We start from the raw sequence: 13,256 nt of genomic DNA on the forward strand, positions 1-13,256 counted from the left end.
TCAAGCGGCGATGAAAGATCCCTACCAGATACTCGGCGTTGAGCGCACCGCCAGCGAGAAGGCCATCCAGGCGGCTTATCGCAAGCTCGCCAAACAGCACCACCCGGACGTGAACCCGGACAAGCCCGAGGCCGAGGCCCGCTTCAAGGAAATCTCGGCGGCCTACGCGCTGCTTTCGAACACGGAGAAGCGGGGGCGATTTGATCGCGGCGAAATCGACGCCGACGGCGCTGAAAGGCCGCCGCCGCGCCAATACTATCGCGACTTCGGCGAGGAGGCCGGCGGCGGCAAATATCGGCCCGAGACCGGATTTGACGAGGACGATCTCGAAAGCCTGTTGCGGCAGGCCTTCCGCCAACGGGGCCATGGCGGTTTTGCCGCGCGCGGCCAGGATGCGCATTACACCCTCGCCGTCGATTTCCTCGACGCGGCGAAAGGCGCCCAGCGCCGCCTCACGCTGCCGGATGGCGGAACTCTGGACGTCGCCATACCGGCCGGCCTCAAGGACGGCCAGACTTTGCGGCTCGCCGGCAAAGGAATGCCGGGAATCGGCGGCGGCCCCCCGGGCGACGCCTTTGTCGAAGTGACGGTGACGCCGCATCGGTTCTTCCGCCGCGAGGGCAATGACATTATTGTCGAACTGCCGGTGTCGATCGCCGAGGCGCGGCTTGGCGCCAAGGTGCATGTGCCGACGATCGGCGGGACGGTCGCCGTGACGATCCCCCCCGGCTCCAACAGCGGAACCCGGCTAAGGCTCAAGGGACGCGGCATAGGCGGCGGCCATCAGTTCGTCGAACTGCTGATCGTTCTGCCTCCGGGCGACGAGCCGGAACTTGCCGCCTTCCTGGAGAATTGGAAACCACGCCATCCCTTCAATCCTCGCGCGACGCTGGAGGAAGCATGATGCGGCTCGAGGCGATCGTCACCCGCTTTCCCGATCTCGAGGTAGTGGAGCTTGCCGCCTGGATCGAACGCGGCTGGGTCCGGCCCGAACCGGCCGGGCCGGAAGACTGGATCTTTCAAGAGATCGACATCGCCCGCATCCAGCTCATCTTCGACCTGCGGCGCGATATGGGCGTTTCGGAGGATACCGCGCCGCTGGTCCTCTCCCTCATCGATCAGGTTTACGATCTGCGCGCGACCCTCAAGGCCCTGACTCGCGCTCTGGAAGGCCAACCGCCGGAGGTTCGCGCCGCCCTGCTCGCCGCCATCGCCGCGCGCCCGAAGCCTTAAGGGACCGCCACGATCCCGCTCGCGACAAGCCGCAGAATACTCGGGACATGCTCCAACGCCTCGAACCGAAGCATGTCCCGATCGATCAGGACGCGCGCTCGGCGTCAGGTCCGAAAAAGGCCGTAGGTCTTTGAGACAACATGATGCAGAATAAAGAAATTCGGGCAAGATTGCTCGGGCATTTCCCTATTGCCGGAGCATTTTCGAGCGAAGTGGATACCGGTTCGCGTTAAGAAAATACGACAAAACAAAGACCTAGAGCTGCTTTCTGATTCCGCCGAAACTGAAAGCGCTCCAGCTTCCAGACGAGGGCCCATGACATTGGCCGCTTTCGGACGGCAATCGATTTCCGCCTGTGAAAGAGCGGATCTCCTGCTCGTGCGCTGGTGTGCGCGCTCTGCCCGGCCAAGACTCTTCCGCGCTTCCGCCATCGCCATAAGCTGGATGGGAAACGGCTGGATTTACCCAGCCTTGGGCAGCTCCTGCCTGGTGCTGGGAGGACCGAGGGCGCTTGCCGTGATCTGGGCTGGCGCCTTGAACGCCACGATCCTCCATTGCGTCTATCCGCCGCTGAAGCGTTGGATGTCGCGGCCGCGTCCCTTCCAGAAGGCTCCCGATCTCAAGTCCTTGCTCGCCGCGCTCGACGAGCACTCGTTCCCAAGCGGCCATGCGATGACGCTGACTGGCGGGCTGGTGCCGATCGTCCTGGTGTTTCCCGAAGCGCTTTCGATCTGCCTTGTCCTTTGGGCGGCGATGGCATGGGCGCGCCTTGCCGCCGCGCATCATTACCCCAGCGACGTCCTGGCGGGCTCTGGGCTGGGGATGCTCGTGTCCTATCCGGTGTCAAGCCTCTCGCTAAGCTTTGGCGCGCTGATTGTCAGCCTCTTTGGCGGAGCGTGACCACAGCGCGTCCTGATCCGATCTCATCGGATCGAAAAGGCATCGCTCTCAAGCGGGCATAGATCGTCCGGGCTGCGCCGCGCCGCCGCCAAAAACCAAGGCTTTCATTCGCGGTAGAACCAGTAGCCCGGCCAGTCGTAGTGGCTGTGCAGCTGCTGTTCGTAGGAGTGATCGACCATTTCGACGGAGTCCCAGGGCGGACTCGCCTTGACCTGATCGCGCGTGATGTTCAGCTCGATATGGCGATCCGTCCAGTCGATCTCGCGCACCGCATAAGGCGCGATCAGGACATGCTGTCCCGGCCACCAGTTCCTAGTGTCGACGCCAAGGTAGCGGATGTCCCAATTGGCGTGATCGAAGACGAAATTCTCGATATGGCCGATTTCGCCATCGGTGGCGTGGATATGATAGCCGGTGACCTCCGTCGTGCTGCGGAGATGCGGATCCGCGTCTTCGGGAGGAGCGACGGCCTCAGCCGCCTCCTCGGGCGGGAGGCCTCCCACCAGCGGCGGCGGCGAAAACGGCGTGGCGATCGCGCCAAGGCCGAAATAGCTGCTGCCCCAGGCGGGATCCCAGCCATAGTAATCGTAAAGATGAGCTTCCATCTGACGCGACACCGGCTGGTGATCGAGGAAGTCCGGGCTCTTCTCGACTTCCGCCTTGGTCAGCTTCACGGCGATCGATTGCCGCACCGGATCGGGTTCCGCGAGCGCCGAGGGATGGAGCAAAATTTTCCGCCCCGGCAGCCACTCGCCGGGTTCGAGGACCAGCCATCTGATCTTCCAGCTCTGATCGTCAAAGAGGAAATCGCCGACCGTCCCTATCGCGCCGTCGCTGGCCTCGACGGCGTAACCCTTGAGCGTTGATTCGACGAACAGCATGGCGGAATCCTTCCTCAATAAGTCTTTTCTATCCGGTCTATCCGGCGGCGCGTTCGCCCTCGTCCGGATCTTGTCACTGCGGCGGGGTCTTTTTGTCAATGCGTCATTCGCCGACCCCATTGTCGAAGCGGCGAGCGCCCCGCTACTCTGGCGGCGCCGGCCGGGCGCGTTGATTGTAGAGGATCTTGGCCCGGCGCTCCTGTTCCTCCTGCGATAGATTGGCGTTATCGGCGCCGAGCTCCGCCCCGACCGCCATGCCGCGCTGAACCGCCGGCCGCGCCGCCACGGCCTCGAGCCAGCGCTTGAAATATTTAAACTCGTTGATGTCCTGGCCTTGAGACTCCCAAAGCGCGGACCAGGGATAGGAGATCATGTCGGCGATCGTATAATCCGCGCCGGCCAAATAGGGCCGGTCGTAAAGCCGATTGTTCAACACGCCATAAAGGCGGTTCGCCTCGTCGGTGTAACGGCGCACGGCATAGGACTGATCCCCTTGCGTGTCGCCAAGCCGCCGGAAATGGCCGCATTCGCCGAGCTTTGGACCCTGATTGGCGGCCTGCCAGATCACCCATTGCGCTGCTTCATATTTCTGATGGAGCTCCTGCGGCCAAAACAGGCCGGTCTTTTCCGCCAGATAGAACAGGATGGCGGCGGATTCGAAAACGCTGACCGGCGCGCCGCCGCCAAGTGGGTCATGATCGACGATGACCGGCATGCGATGATTGGGATTAAGGCGCAGGAAACTGTCGGAAAACTGGTCGCCCCGGCCGATATTGACCGGAACGATCGTGTAGTCGAGGCCCGACTCCTCGAGGAAAATCGTCACCTTCTTGCCGTTCGGGGTCGGCCAATAATAAAGATCGATCATGGATGCGCTCCGAATGTGGGGGCGCCGGCGCGGACGCCGCCCTTAGAGCATTTTCGAGCGAAGTGGATGCCGGTTCGCGTTAAGAAAATGCGACAAAACAAAGACCTAGAGCTGCTTTCTGATTCCGCCGAAACTGAAAGCGCTCTAGATAGGAGACCCTATCGCCTCGAGCCTACATCTTTTGTGACTCGCTGAAACAGCGCCGGGTTCAACAGATAATGATTGGCAATTGGCGCGCGTAAATCCATGATCGGGATACTCGGAGGGGCAGTCGAGGGGGGAATGTCGGATGCCGATTTGGCCCATTGTTCAGGGGCTCACGCTCGTCATGGTGGCGAATGGGACCCCGCTCCTGGCGAAGAAAGTTTTCGGCGCGTGGGGCGCATGGCCGCTCGACTTTGGCGCCCGTTTTGTCGATGGCCGCCCGCTTTTGGGAACATCCAAGACCATCCGCGGCTTGCTGCTCGCGCTCGTCGCGACCGCGGGCGCGGCGCCGCTTCTTGGCCTTCCCTGGCAGGTCGGCGCGCTCGCAGGCGCCGCCGCGATGGCCGGCGATCTTCTCTCCAGCTTCATCAAGCGGCGGCTCGGGCTGGCGCCCGAAAGCATGGCCCTTGGACTCGACCAGGCGCCCGAATCCTTGCTTCCGCTACTCGCATGCAAAAATGACCTCGGCCTCGCCACGACCGATGTCCTGGCCGCCACCGCCTTATTCTGGGCCGGCGAATTGGCGCTGTCCCGAGCGCTTTACGCGCTGAACATCCGCGACCGGCCCTATTGACGGGAACACGCGCGGCCTATCGGGATGAGACCGCGATGGGCGGGGCGCTCCGCTCGAGCCGATGCAGGGTGATCTCGGGCGCGCAGTTCAGCCGGACCGCGACGACGCTCGATCCAGCGCCGACCGACGTATAGCCGGCCATCTCATTATATTTCCAGGCCCCCGACCCGAACGCCCTCGGCAGCGCCGAATCAAGGGTGATCGGAATGGCGCCGGGGAGGCAGATCTGTCCGCCATGCGTGTGGCCCGAAAGGAGCGCGCTGAAGCCGGCGTGGGCGGCCTGGCGGTAAATCTCCGGGGTGTGCGACAGCAGGATCGAGTAGGCGCCGGGAGGAATGCCGGCCGCGGCCTTCTCGATATTGTCGACCCGAAAGAAATGAGCGTCGTCGATCCCGGCGAGATAGATTTGCTGGCCCTGCCGGACGATGGTCTCGGCCTCGTTCAGAAGCATCCTGATGCCCATGTCCTCGAGCGCGGGAAGCATCAAGATCGTGTCGTGATTGCCGAGAACGCCATAGACCGGCCCCTTGAGATGGGCATGCACGAAGGAGACGCCCTTGAGAGCCGCCTCGAACGGGCCGTAAGTCTCGCCCCGATAGTCGCCCGTCAGCACGCAAATATCATAATCGAGCCCCGCGACGAGTTCGACGAGCCGGTCCATCGCGGGCCGGCTCATATCCGTGTGCAAATCGCTGAGATGGAGGATGGTAAAGCCGTCGAAGGCCGGCGGGAGCCATGGCGACGCGATAATATTATGGCGCAGTTCGACTTGGCTCGCGTTTTTGCGCGCGCGCCGATAGAGGCCAGCGAGCCAAAGCGCGCCCTTAATGGCCGAGGGCGCCAACAAAAAATTTTCGATATGGAAAAAATTCAACCCCTGACCGAAAGCTTGGGCCTCGTGATCCTGCTCGATGCCGATCCGCTGGCGCGCATGCACTCTTCCCAGGCGGCCCTCAAGCCGGTCGACGATTTCGCGGTGTTTCAGAGCCAATCCCTTAATGCTGGCCATGCGGGCTCCTGCTGGAAATCCTCTCGGAGCGATTTCCGCAGGGCGGAAAAGCGCAAGGTCTTACGCGCCAACTCATTGCGCGGCGGCCTCTCGATCGAATAACTGATAACGGCGAGCTTAGATCATTTGTCTGTGGATTATTTTATTTCAACCTCCCTCTTTCGCAAAAAAATGCCGCTTATGCGGGAGGAAGATCGACTTGCCATCTCACTCGCGCCGCATCGGCGAGAGGCGCATTAAGACGATGCCGGACGCATCGCGCAACAGCAGCGTCGAACCTTCGAACGAATAGGACCGGGCCGCGCCAAGAGCCTCGAGGAAGCGGTTTTCCTGAGCCATGACCGCTGGCGGGCAGGCCATTTTGGTCGAGAGAAGCCGACCAAAGGTCAACTGGCTTTCGGCGATCTGCGCGCTTCCCCCAAACCGGTTGCAGCCGGCATTGCCCGACGCCCGCCCCGCTTCGATGCGCAGCGTAGATTGAAGATTATCGATCACCCCGAGCCGGCCAATGTCCTCGGCAACCCAAGTCACCGATTCCAGAACCGGAGCGGGCTGGGCGCGGGCCTCGGACACCAGGAGAGCCAAGGCAAACCCGCAGGCCAAGCCGCGCGCTAAAGCCAAGCCAATCCCAGGAGCGATCTTGTTTCGCATCTCGGCTTCCTCGCCTGGCGGCCCTGTTCGAGCTGGCCAAAGCCTTCGACTTTGAACGCCAGCCGCAGTCTTATACCGCCGAGCGGCGGCTCCCAATAGTTTGTTTCCAATTGCTCCTTATCGATAAAATAACCCGGTTGATTGGGGTTGCGATTTCCGGGTCGAGGACGCATTTTGGCGACGCAATATTGCCAGCGCGCGAGCCGCTGCAAGAGGAGAGCCGGAACATGGCGGGAATATTCGGCCAAGGCGCGGACCAGGCCAAGCCGCGGGGCGCCGCCGAGGGGCCGGAGGGACCTCTCGTCAAGGACGCGACCTTCGAGAGTTTCGGCGCCGACGTCATCGCGGAATCGGCGCGCCAGCCTGTTCTGGTCGATTTCTGGGCGCCCTGGTGCGAGCCCTGCAAGCAGCTTGGCCCGATTCTTGAGAAAGTGGTGAATGCCGCCGGCGGAAAGGTCAAGCTCGTCAAGATGAACATCGACGAGCATCCGCAAATCGCCGGCAGGCTCGGGGTGCGCTCGATCCCGGCGGTAATCGCTTTTCAGCGCTCGCAGCCGGTCGACGGCTTCGTCGGCGCCCTGGCGGAATCCGAAGTCCGGGGCTTTATCGAGCGGCTCGCTGGCCCCTTGGGCGAGGAGGAGGACCTTCTGGCCGAGGCCGAGGCGCTGCTCGCCGCCGGCGATCCCGCTTCGGCGGCGGAGATCTTCGCCGCAATCGTCAAGGAAAACCCGAACGAATTCGCCGCCGTCGCCGGGCTCGCAAAGATCTTCACCGCCGCCGGCCAAATCGAAAGCGCCAAGACCATTCTGGCCTCGGTCCCGGCGAGCGGCGAGCGCGATCCGGCGATCGTCGCCGCCAAGGCGGCGCTCGATCTTGCCGAGCAAGCCGCCGCCCTCGGCGATTTTTCGGACCTGATCCGCAAGATCGAGGCCGACCCCGCCGATCATCAGGCGCGATTCGATTACGCGATCGCCCTCAACGCGCAGAACCGGCGGGAGGAGGCGGCGGCCGCCCTTCTCGACATCATCAAACGCGACCGGGCCTGGAGCGAAGACGGCGCCCGCAAGCAATTGCTGCAGTTTTTCGACGCCTGGGGGCCGATCGATCCGGCGACGATCGGCGCGCGGAAAAAACTGTCGTCGCTGCTGTTTTCTTAAAGGCCGGCGACGATCGGCCCGAGCCAAAGCCTGCGCGACCCGAGGGGAATGAGGTGACCGCGAAGACCTTCGTGCTGGCGCATGGCTCGTGGCATGGCGGATGGTGCTGGAGCCGCGTCGCGCAACGGCTGCGCGGCCTTGGCCACGCGGTCCACGCGCCGAGCTTTACCGGAATGGGCGAACGCGCCCATCTGTTGAACAAGGACATTTCCATCGAAACATTCGTCGAGGATCTGGTCCAGCTCATTGCGACGGAAGAGCTGACCGACGTCGTGCTGGTCGGCCACAGTTTCGGCGGCGTTCCGATCACCGGCGTCGCGGACCGCATCCCCGAAAAAATCGCCCATCTCGTCTATCTTGATGCGGTCGTGCCTGAAAGCGGCAAGAATGCTTTCTCGACATACCCCGCGCGGGAAGCGCAAGCGCGCATCGCCGCCGCCCAAGAAACCCATGCCGGTCTTGCGGTTCCGGCGCCGGACAACCTGCCCGCGGTTCTCGGGCTCGCGGAAGGAACCCCCGATTACGCCTGGGTCCGGCGCAGACTGACCCCGCATCCGCTCGGCGCCTATGCGACAGCCCTCACGCTGCGCGCGCCGGCCGGCAATGGCCTGCCCCGCACCTATGTGCATTGCATAAAGCCCTCCTTTCCCTTGACCGAGGACTCGCGGCGGCGCGTGCGCTCCTCGCCGGGCTGGAACTGGGTCGAACTCGCAGCGCCCCATGGCGCCCCGATCACCAATCCCGACGAGGTCGCGCATCTGCTCTTGCAGATATGATCCGCGCCGGCGCGCTCTATCGGCGCCCCAAGCTCCCCCAGATTTCCCTTGCCAGGACCAAAAAGAGCGGCAATTGATTTTCCTAGGCCGCAAGGCATGGCGCGACGCCGGCAAGAGGTATATGAACGCGCCCGGCGCTGATTGGTCAGGCGCCGCCGCAGGGGAAGTCGCGAGCGAAGCGGCCTCTGCTTCGAAGCATGACCGCCAAAATTTCGCTTTCGTCTCTTGCTATGGGTGAATTCTTGTGCGGTCCCTTCCTTGCTCGGCATCCTCCAGGCCCGGGCGGAATGGGCCTGGGCCGGCGCAACTTTAGCGGTTGTGGGAAAAAGGACAGGCGCGGGTTTCGGGAGGCGAGGAATTGGACATGAGCACGAACCAATCCTATCTGGGTCCGGATGACCTGCCGGCGGTGTTTCCGATTTTCCCGCTCGCCAAGGCGCTCTTGCTGCCGCGCGGCCAGTTGCCCCTCAATATTTTCGAACCACGCTATCTCGCCATGGTGGACGACGCCATGAAAGGCGCGCGGATCATCGGAATGATCCAGCCCGACCCGGCGGCGCCCGGTTCGCGCCTCGCGCCAAGCCTGTTTCCGGTCGGCTGCGCGGGACGCATCACCCAGCTCGCCGAAACCGGGGACGGACGGTACCTGATCACCCTGACCGGCATCGCCCGCTTCAAGCTCGTTGAGGAAATCGCCGCGGTCACGCCCTACCGGCAGTGCCGCGCCGATTTCGGTCCGTTTTTCGTCGATTTCAGCCCGAGCGCGGGCGAGGATCAGGTCGATCGCGATGGCGTCTTGCGGACCTTGCGCGACTTCGCCGAAACCAACAATCTGCAGATCGACTGGCACAGCATCCACGAAGCGCCGAACGAAGCCCTGGTCAACGCCCTCTCGATGATGAGTCCCTTCGGCCCTAAGGAAAAGCAGGCGCTTCTGGAAGCGCTCGACCTCAAGGGCCGGGCGGATGTCCTGGTGGCGATCACTGAAATCGAACTCGCGCGCGGAAAAAACGAGCCGCCGCATCTTCAATAGGCTGCTTCGCCAAGGGGCATCCTGACGCCCATAGGCCAAACCTTTCGTTTCGCAACACTGACAGGGGACCGACCAATGCCGGATAAGAATCAGAAGCCAAGCGCCGACGCCGCGCCCGAATCGTCGCGGATCGACCCGAGGCTGCTCGAAATCCTGGTCTGTCCACGGACCAAGACAACGCTCGAATATGACGCGGACCGCCAGGAATTGATTTCGCGGGCCGCCAAGCTCGCCTATCCGATCCGCGACGGCATCCCGATCATGCTGCCTGAGGAAGCGCGCCTGCTCGAGGGTTGACGCGCCTTTCGATCGGACCGGAGCGCGGATCGAGCTGATTTCAAAGCGGCTCTGGCTCTGCGTCTTGCGCAAACGCCTTGATCCCAAACTGTTCTGGCCCGCGCGAAGCTATTTGGCGACGCGGGCCAGAACATGGTCGCACGTCAAAAGGCCTAGACTTTCGCGCGGTTCAGAGTTCTGACGCAGGTGAGGCCAGGGCGGCGCCGGATCAAAGCTAAGGCGGCGCGGTCATTCTCTTTCTCCGGCGGATCGCTGACGCGCTTGGAAAAGACCGCTGCGACGGGCGAGATAAGACAATCAAAATGGAATCGAAAACAGCCCGTCCAAGATGGATAGAAGGAGCTGAAATAGCAGTATTTTCAATAGGCCCCCGCATGACGCGCGCCATTTTCCTCGCCGCCCTCGTTTCGACCGCTCCGGCCTGGGCGCAACAGGTGGATCGCGACCTGATCTCCGGCTGCGTTCCCTGCCACGGCGCCGACGGCATCGCGAAATTCGGCGAAACGCCCAATCTCGCCGGCCAAAACGCGCCCTATCTCCTCAATCAGCTGCGAGCGTTTCACGCGGGAAAGCGTTTGCACAAAGAGATGCGCTATATGAGCCGCCACATGACGGAGGCGGAGATGGAGGCCATTGCGGCTTATTTTGCGAGTCTGCCGCCGAGGTGACTTGCTTGGCGGCCAAAACGATTCGCTCCTGCCAGGCGACGTCGCATGCAGCGGAGTTTTTCGAGGTTATTTCGAGCGAAGCAGCGACCGCGCCGCGTTGAAACAATGCACCCAAAAGCTAGCGCGGCTTTCTGATTCCGGCGGACGGTGAGCGTTCTAACGGTAGACGAGGACCGGAATCGCGCTGTGGGTGAGCACCTTGACGGTTTCGCTGCCAAGCACGAGGGCGGAAATTCCGCGCCGTCCATGCGAGGCCATCACGATCAAGTCGCAATGCTGGTCGGTCGCCGCCTCGATGATCGCCTCATAGGGATGATCGCGCTCCATTGTCAGAACATCGCAACTCACGCCCTCCGCCAATGCGGCCGCTTTGACCTCCCCGAGATATTTTGCCGCGCGGCTTGCCACATGCTTGTTATATACTTCAGGCGTATCTGTAACCATCATTGGCTCCACCGCAAAGATGTGGAACGGCGCCGTCACCGTGACGCCAGTAACCTTAGCGTTCACCGCCTTCGCCAACTGGACGCCATGCTGGACCGCGGTCTTGGATAGATCGGAGCCATCGGTGGGGATAAGAATATGTTTGTACATGGCGCTTCGCCTCCGCTCCTTGATGGCGCCAAAATACGCCCTTGTTGGCGCGAAGGATTGATATTGCTCAAGCCGCCCGCGCCCTGACAGGCGGATTCAGATCCGTTGTCGCTTGATTTCGCTCCGGAGCGTCATGATTTACGACCAAGGAGGCCTTGCCTTGGCCCCGTCCGAGAAGGAAACCGCCGATGTCCTCTCTTCCGCTCGATCCCAAGAAGTCCGAATCCTTCAGCTTTCGCGTCGAAGGAATGGCCTGCGACTCCTGCGTCTCACGAGTTGAAAAAGCGATTTCCGCCATGCCGGGCGTCGCCTCGGTCGCCGTCGATCTTGCAACCCATCGCGCCAAAGTGACCTTTTCCGGCGTTCCCGACATTGCCGCGGTCATCGCGGCGATCGGCGAGGCCGGCTATGAATGCGCGGCGGAAACCGCCGCCTCGTAGACCCTTCCGCGATGACGGTCCCGCCCCGGCCCTGCGCCAACCCCTGCGCCAACCCCTGCGCGCTCCATCTGAGTCGATTTGCCACGATCTTGATCGAACGCGCGGCCAGATAATCGGGCGCCTGCCGGTCGCCTGCGGCAAAAGGGGAGGTCGCTTTGTTCCAGATCAATTTTACTTTGCCGCGGCGCCATAGAAAGACAGGCATGTCGAAGAACCCGCTCGCCCGCGAAGTCATCCTCGCCCTCTGCGTCAAGCTGGCGATCATCATCGCCGCCGCCTTTTTCGTCTTCGGACCCGGGCAGCGGCCGAAGGTCGACGCCGGCGGCGTGCAAGCGCGCTTGATCGAACCCTTTTCCCAAAGCCCGCTAGCCAGGACTATTTCTCCATGAGCCTCGCCTTGGACGTCGTGCAGCTCTCGCGGCTGCAGTTTGGCCTGACCGCCATGTATCATTTCCTCTTCGTGCCGCTCACGCTCGGCCTCGCGGTTCTCCTCGCCATCATGGAGAGCGTCTATGTCATGACCGGGAAGGAAGTCTACCGGCAGATGACCAAATTCTGGGGCGTGCTCTTTGGCATCAACTTCGCCATGGGGGTCGCAACCGGCATTACGATGGAGTTCCAGTTCGGGATGAACTGGGCCTATTACAGCCATTACGTCGGCGACATCTTCGGCGCGCCTCTCGCCATTGAAGGATTGATGGCGTTTTTTCTCGAGGCCACCTTCATCGGCCTGTTCTTCTTCGGCTGGGATCGCATGTCGAAGGTGGGGCACCTGTGCGTCACGTGCCTCGTCGCCCTTGGCTCCAATCTGTCCGCGCTGTGGATTCTCGTCGCCAATGGCTGGATGCAAAATCCCGTCGGAGCGCATTTCAATCCCGATACGATGCGGATGGAAGTCACGGATTTCATGGCCATCCTTTTCAACCCGGTCGCACAGGCGAAATTCGTTCACACGGTGAGCGCCGGCTATGTCACCGGCGCCATATTCGTCGCCTCGGTCAGTTCGCTTTTCCTCTTGCGCGGCAAACATCTGGAGCTCGCGCGGCGATCTTTGACCGTTGCGGTGAGTTTCGGGCTGGCCTCCGCGCTATCGGTCGTCGTGCTTGGCGACGAAAGCGGATATACGGCCGGCGAAAATCAGAAGATGAAGATCGCCGCGATCGAGGCCATGTGGGAGACAGAACCCGCGCCCGCCTCGTTCACGATCTTCGGGCTGCCCAATCAGGAAACGCATCAAACCGAATTTGCGGTGCGGGTTCCTTGGCTGCTCGGCCTGATTGCGACGCGATCGATCGATCAGGAGGTGCCCGGCATCCAAGAGTTGGTCGGGCATGCGCAAGAGCACATCCGGAGCGGGCTCATCGCTTTCAACGCGCTGGAAAAGCTGCGGGCCGACCGCACCGACAAGGACGCTCGGGCGCAACTCGACCAATATGGCGGCACTCTGGGCTACGCCCTCCTCCTCAAGAAAATTCGCCCCGATATCGCTCAGGCAACCGACGAAGACATCTCGCGCGCCGCTTGGGCGACGGTTCCACGCGTCTCGCCGCTGTTTTGGAGCTTCCGCGTGATGGTCGCGCTTGGATTTTTCTTCATCTTGCTGTTTGGCTTCGCCTTCTATCTGGCGGCGAGAAGCCGGCTGGAGAAAGCGCGCGGCCTGCTTTGGGTGATGGTCTTCACCTTGCCGCTTCCCTGGATCGCCGCCGAACTCGGCTGGTTCGTCGCCGAGGTCGGCCGGCAACCTTGGGTGATCGAGGGCGTTCTGCCGACCTTTCTCGCCGTATCGAGCATTGCGGCCAGCGACGTATGGATAACGTTGATCGGCTTCATCGCCTTCTATTCGGCGCTGCTCGTCGTCGACATCTACCTGATGGTCAAGGCGATCCGTCACGGTCCAGGCGAACTTGAGCCGGATGCCTCGGCTCCGCCCTTAGCCGTCGCAAGCGCCGCCGAATAGTCCCCAAAAGGAAC

17 protein-coding genes are annotated in these 13,256 nt (G+C 62.3%); 12 read left to right on the forward strand and 5 right to left on the reverse strand.

The features are described 5' to 3' along the window. Positions 1-10: 10 nt before the first annotated feature. From DL86_RS09465 to DL86_RS09475, 3 genes are all read left to right on the forward strand, one after another. Positions 11-904, forward strand: coding sequence for a DnaJ C-terminal domain-containing protein (locus tag DL86_RS09465; RefSeq protein WP_036260854.1), 894 nt, complete (start codon positions 11-13; stop codon positions 902-904). Beyond that, positions 901-1,233 carry a chaperone modulator CbpM gene (locus tag DL86_RS09470; protein WP_036260683.1) on the forward strand — a complete coding sequence of 111 codons (333 nt, stop codon included), beginning with the start codon at positions 901-903 and terminating at the stop codon, positions 1,231-1,233. Before DL86_RS09465 ends, DL86_RS09470 begins: the two co-directional genes overlap by 4 nt. 315 nt (positions 1,234-1,548) lie before the next feature. Beyond that, on the forward strand, positions 1,549-2,133 hold the full coding sequence (locus DL86_RS09475) for a phosphatase PAP2 family protein (protein ID WP_051953100.1): 585 nt from the start codon (positions 1,549-1,551) through the stop codon (positions 2,131-2,133). 104 nt (positions 2,134-2,237) lie between these two features. On the opposite strand, the gene DL86_RS09480 is transcribed toward DL86_RS09475, so the two are convergent. Both DL86_RS09480 and DL86_RS09485 read right to left on the reverse strand, forming a co-directional pair. After that, entirely contained in the window at positions 2,238-3,014 is a 777-nt protein-coding gene (locus tag DL86_RS09480; protein ID WP_036260685.1) for a PRC-barrel domain-containing protein, read from the reverse strand. Positions 3,015-3,156: 142 nt separating this feature from the next. Next, the gene (locus DL86_RS09485; protein WP_036260687.1) at positions 3,157-3,882 is read right to left on the reverse strand and encodes a glutathione S-transferase N-terminal domain-containing protein; all 726 of its coding nucleotides are present in this window, start codon (positions 3,880-3,882) and stop codon (positions 3,157-3,159) included. 289 nt (positions 3,883-4,171) lie between these two features. Here DL86_RS09485 and DL86_RS09490 point away from each other — a divergent pair, with 289 nt between their 5' ends. After that, positions 4,172-4,660, forward strand: coding sequence for a CDP-archaeol synthase (locus DL86_RS09490; RefSeq protein WP_036260689.1), 489 nt, complete (start codon positions 4,172-4,174; stop codon positions 4,658-4,660). A 16-nt stretch (positions 4,661-4,676) separates the two neighbouring features. Here the strand turns inward: DL86_RS09490 and DL86_RS09495 are convergent, their stop codons facing one another. Continuing rightward, on the reverse strand, positions 4,677-5,669 hold the full coding sequence (locus tag DL86_RS09495) for a metallophosphoesterase (RefSeq protein ID WP_051953101.1): 993 nt from the start codon (positions 5,667-5,669) through the stop codon (positions 4,677-4,679). 207 nt (positions 5,670-5,876) lie between these two features. Next, positions 5,877-6,320 (reverse strand): META domain-containing protein, encoded by a 444-nt coding sequence (locus DL86_RS09500; RefSeq protein ID WP_036260691.1) that lies wholly within the window; start codon positions 6,318-6,320, stop codon positions 5,877-5,879. A 227-nt stretch (positions 6,321-6,547) separates the two neighbouring features. On the opposite strand from DL86_RS09500, the gene DL86_RS09505 reads away from it, so the two are divergent. The 5 genes from DL86_RS09505 (at position 6,548) to DL86_RS09525 (ending at position 10,251) form a co-directional block, all read left to right on the forward strand. After that, positions 6,548-7,477, forward strand: coding sequence for a thioredoxin family protein (locus DL86_RS09505; RefSeq protein WP_036260859.1), 930 nt, complete (start codon positions 6,548-6,550; stop codon positions 7,475-7,477). Between the two features lie 53 nt (positions 7,478-7,530). Then, positions 7,531-8,253 carry an alpha/beta fold hydrolase gene (locus DL86_RS09510; protein ID WP_036260693.1) on the forward strand — a complete coding sequence of 241 codons (723 nt, stop codon included), beginning with the start codon at positions 7,531-7,533 and terminating at the stop codon, positions 8,251-8,253. A 364-nt stretch (positions 8,254-8,617) separates the two neighbouring features. Continuing rightward, positions 8,618-9,286, forward strand: coding sequence for an LON peptidase substrate-binding domain-containing protein (locus DL86_RS09515; protein WP_036260861.1), 669 nt, complete (start codon positions 8,618-8,620; stop codon positions 9,284-9,286). 75 nt (positions 9,287-9,361) lie between these two features. After that, a complete protein-coding gene (locus DL86_RS09520; RefSeq protein ID WP_036260694.1) occupies positions 9,362-9,583 on the forward strand; it encodes a Trm112 family protein in 222 nt (73 codons plus the stop codon). 374 nt (positions 9,584-9,957) lie between these two features. Then, the gene (locus DL86_RS09525; protein ID WP_036260696.1) at positions 9,958-10,251 is read left to right on the forward strand and encodes a c-type cytochrome; all 294 of its coding nucleotides are present in this window, start codon (positions 9,958-9,960) and stop codon (positions 10,249-10,251) included. A 156-nt stretch (positions 10,252-10,407) separates the two neighbouring features. Here the strand turns inward: DL86_RS09525 and DL86_RS09530 are convergent, their stop codons facing one another. Continuing rightward, on the reverse strand, positions 10,408-10,845 hold the full coding sequence (locus tag DL86_RS09530) for a universal stress protein (RefSeq protein ID WP_036260698.1): 438 nt from the start codon (positions 10,843-10,845) through the stop codon (positions 10,408-10,410). 188 nt (positions 10,846-11,033) lie between these two features. On the opposite strand from DL86_RS09530, the gene DL86_RS19220 reads away from it, so the two are divergent. From DL86_RS19220 to DL86_RS09545, 3 genes are all read left to right on the forward strand, one after another. Next, positions 11,034-11,285: a heavy-metal-associated domain-containing protein gene (locus DL86_RS19220; protein ID WP_084572817.1), complete on the forward strand. Its 252-nt coding sequence runs from the start codon at positions 11,034-11,036 to the stop codon at positions 11,283-11,285. A gap of 203 nt (positions 11,286-11,488) precedes the next feature. After that, positions 11,489-11,674: a hypothetical protein gene (locus DL86_RS09540; RefSeq protein WP_036260702.1), complete on the forward strand. Its 186-nt coding sequence runs from the start codon at positions 11,489-11,491 to the stop codon at positions 11,672-11,674. Further along, positions 11,671-13,242, forward strand: coding sequence for a cytochrome ubiquinol oxidase subunit I (locus tag DL86_RS09545; RefSeq protein ID WP_036260704.1), 1,572 nt, complete (start codon positions 11,671-11,673; stop codon positions 13,240-13,242). The genes DL86_RS09540 and DL86_RS09545 overlap by 4 nt, the downstream gene beginning before the upstream one ends. Positions 13,243-13,256: the final 14 nt, after the last annotated feature.

It is taken from the genome of Methylocapsa aurea (genome assembly GCF_000746085.1).
Classification (GTDB): domain Bacteria; phylum Pseudomonadota; class Alphaproteobacteria; order Rhizobiales; family Beijerinckiaceae; genus Methylocapsa; species Methylocapsa aurea.

Coding starts and splice junctions, on each gene's coding strand:
- DL86_RS09520 (WP_036260694.1), top strand. CDS start 9,362: ATGCCGGATAAGAATCAGAAGCCAAGCGCCGACGCCGCGCCCGAATCG.
- DL86_RS09525 (WP_036260696.1), top strand. CDS start 9,958: ATGACGCGCGCCATTTTCCTCGCCGCCCTCGTTTCGACCGCTCCGGCC.
- DL86_RS09505 (WP_036260859.1), top strand. CDS start 6,548: ATGGCGGGAATATTCGGCCAAGGCGCGGACCAGGCCAAGCCGCGGGGC.
- DL86_RS09515 (WP_036260861.1), top strand. CDS start 8,618: ATGAGCACGAACCAATCCTATCTGGGTCCGGATGACCTGCCGGCGGTG.
- DL86_RS09475 (WP_051953100.1), top strand. CDS start 1,549: ATGACATTGGCCGCTTTCGGACGGCAATCGATTTCCGCCTGTGAAAGA.
- DL86_RS09500 (WP_036260691.1), bottom strand. CDS start 6,320: ATGCGAAACAAGATCGCTCCTGGGATTGGCTTGGCTTTAGCGCGCGGC.
- DL86_RS09540 (WP_036260702.1), top strand. CDS start 11,489: ATGTCGAAGAACCCGCTCGCCCGCGAAGTCATCCTCGCCCTCTGCGTC.
- DL86_RS19220 (WP_084572817.1), top strand. CDS start 11,034: ATGTCCTCTCTTCCGCTCGATCCCAAGAAGTCCGAATCCTTCAGCTTT.
- DL86_RS09490 (WP_036260689.1), top strand. CDS start 4,172: ATGCCGATTTGGCCCATTGTTCAGGGGCTCACGCTCGTCATGGTGGCG.
- DL86_RS09470 (WP_036260683.1), top strand. CDS start 901: ATGATGCGGCTCGAGGCGATCGTCACCCGCTTTCCCGATCTCGAGGTA.
- DL86_RS09530 (WP_036260698.1), bottom strand. CDS start 10,845: ATGTACAAACATATTCTTATCCCCACCGATGGCTCCGATCTATCCAAG.
- DL86_RS09485 (WP_036260687.1), bottom strand. CDS start 3,882: ATGATCGATCTTTATTATTGGCCGACCCCGAACGGCAAGAAGGTGACG.
- DL86_RS09545 (WP_036260704.1), top strand. CDS start 11,671: ATGAGCCTCGCCTTGGACGTCGTGCAGCTCTCGCGGCTGCAGTTTGGC.
- DL86_RS09495 (WP_051953101.1), bottom strand. CDS start 5,669: ATGGCCAGCATTAAGGGATTGGCTCTGAAACACCGCGAAATCGTCGAC.
- DL86_RS09480 (WP_036260685.1), bottom strand. CDS start 3,014: ATGCTGTTCGTCGAATCAACGCTCAAGGGTTACGCCGTCGAGGCCAGC.
- DL86_RS09465 (WP_036260854.1), top strand. CDS start 11: ATGAAAGATCCCTACCAGATACTCGGCGTTGAGCGCACCGCCAGCGAG.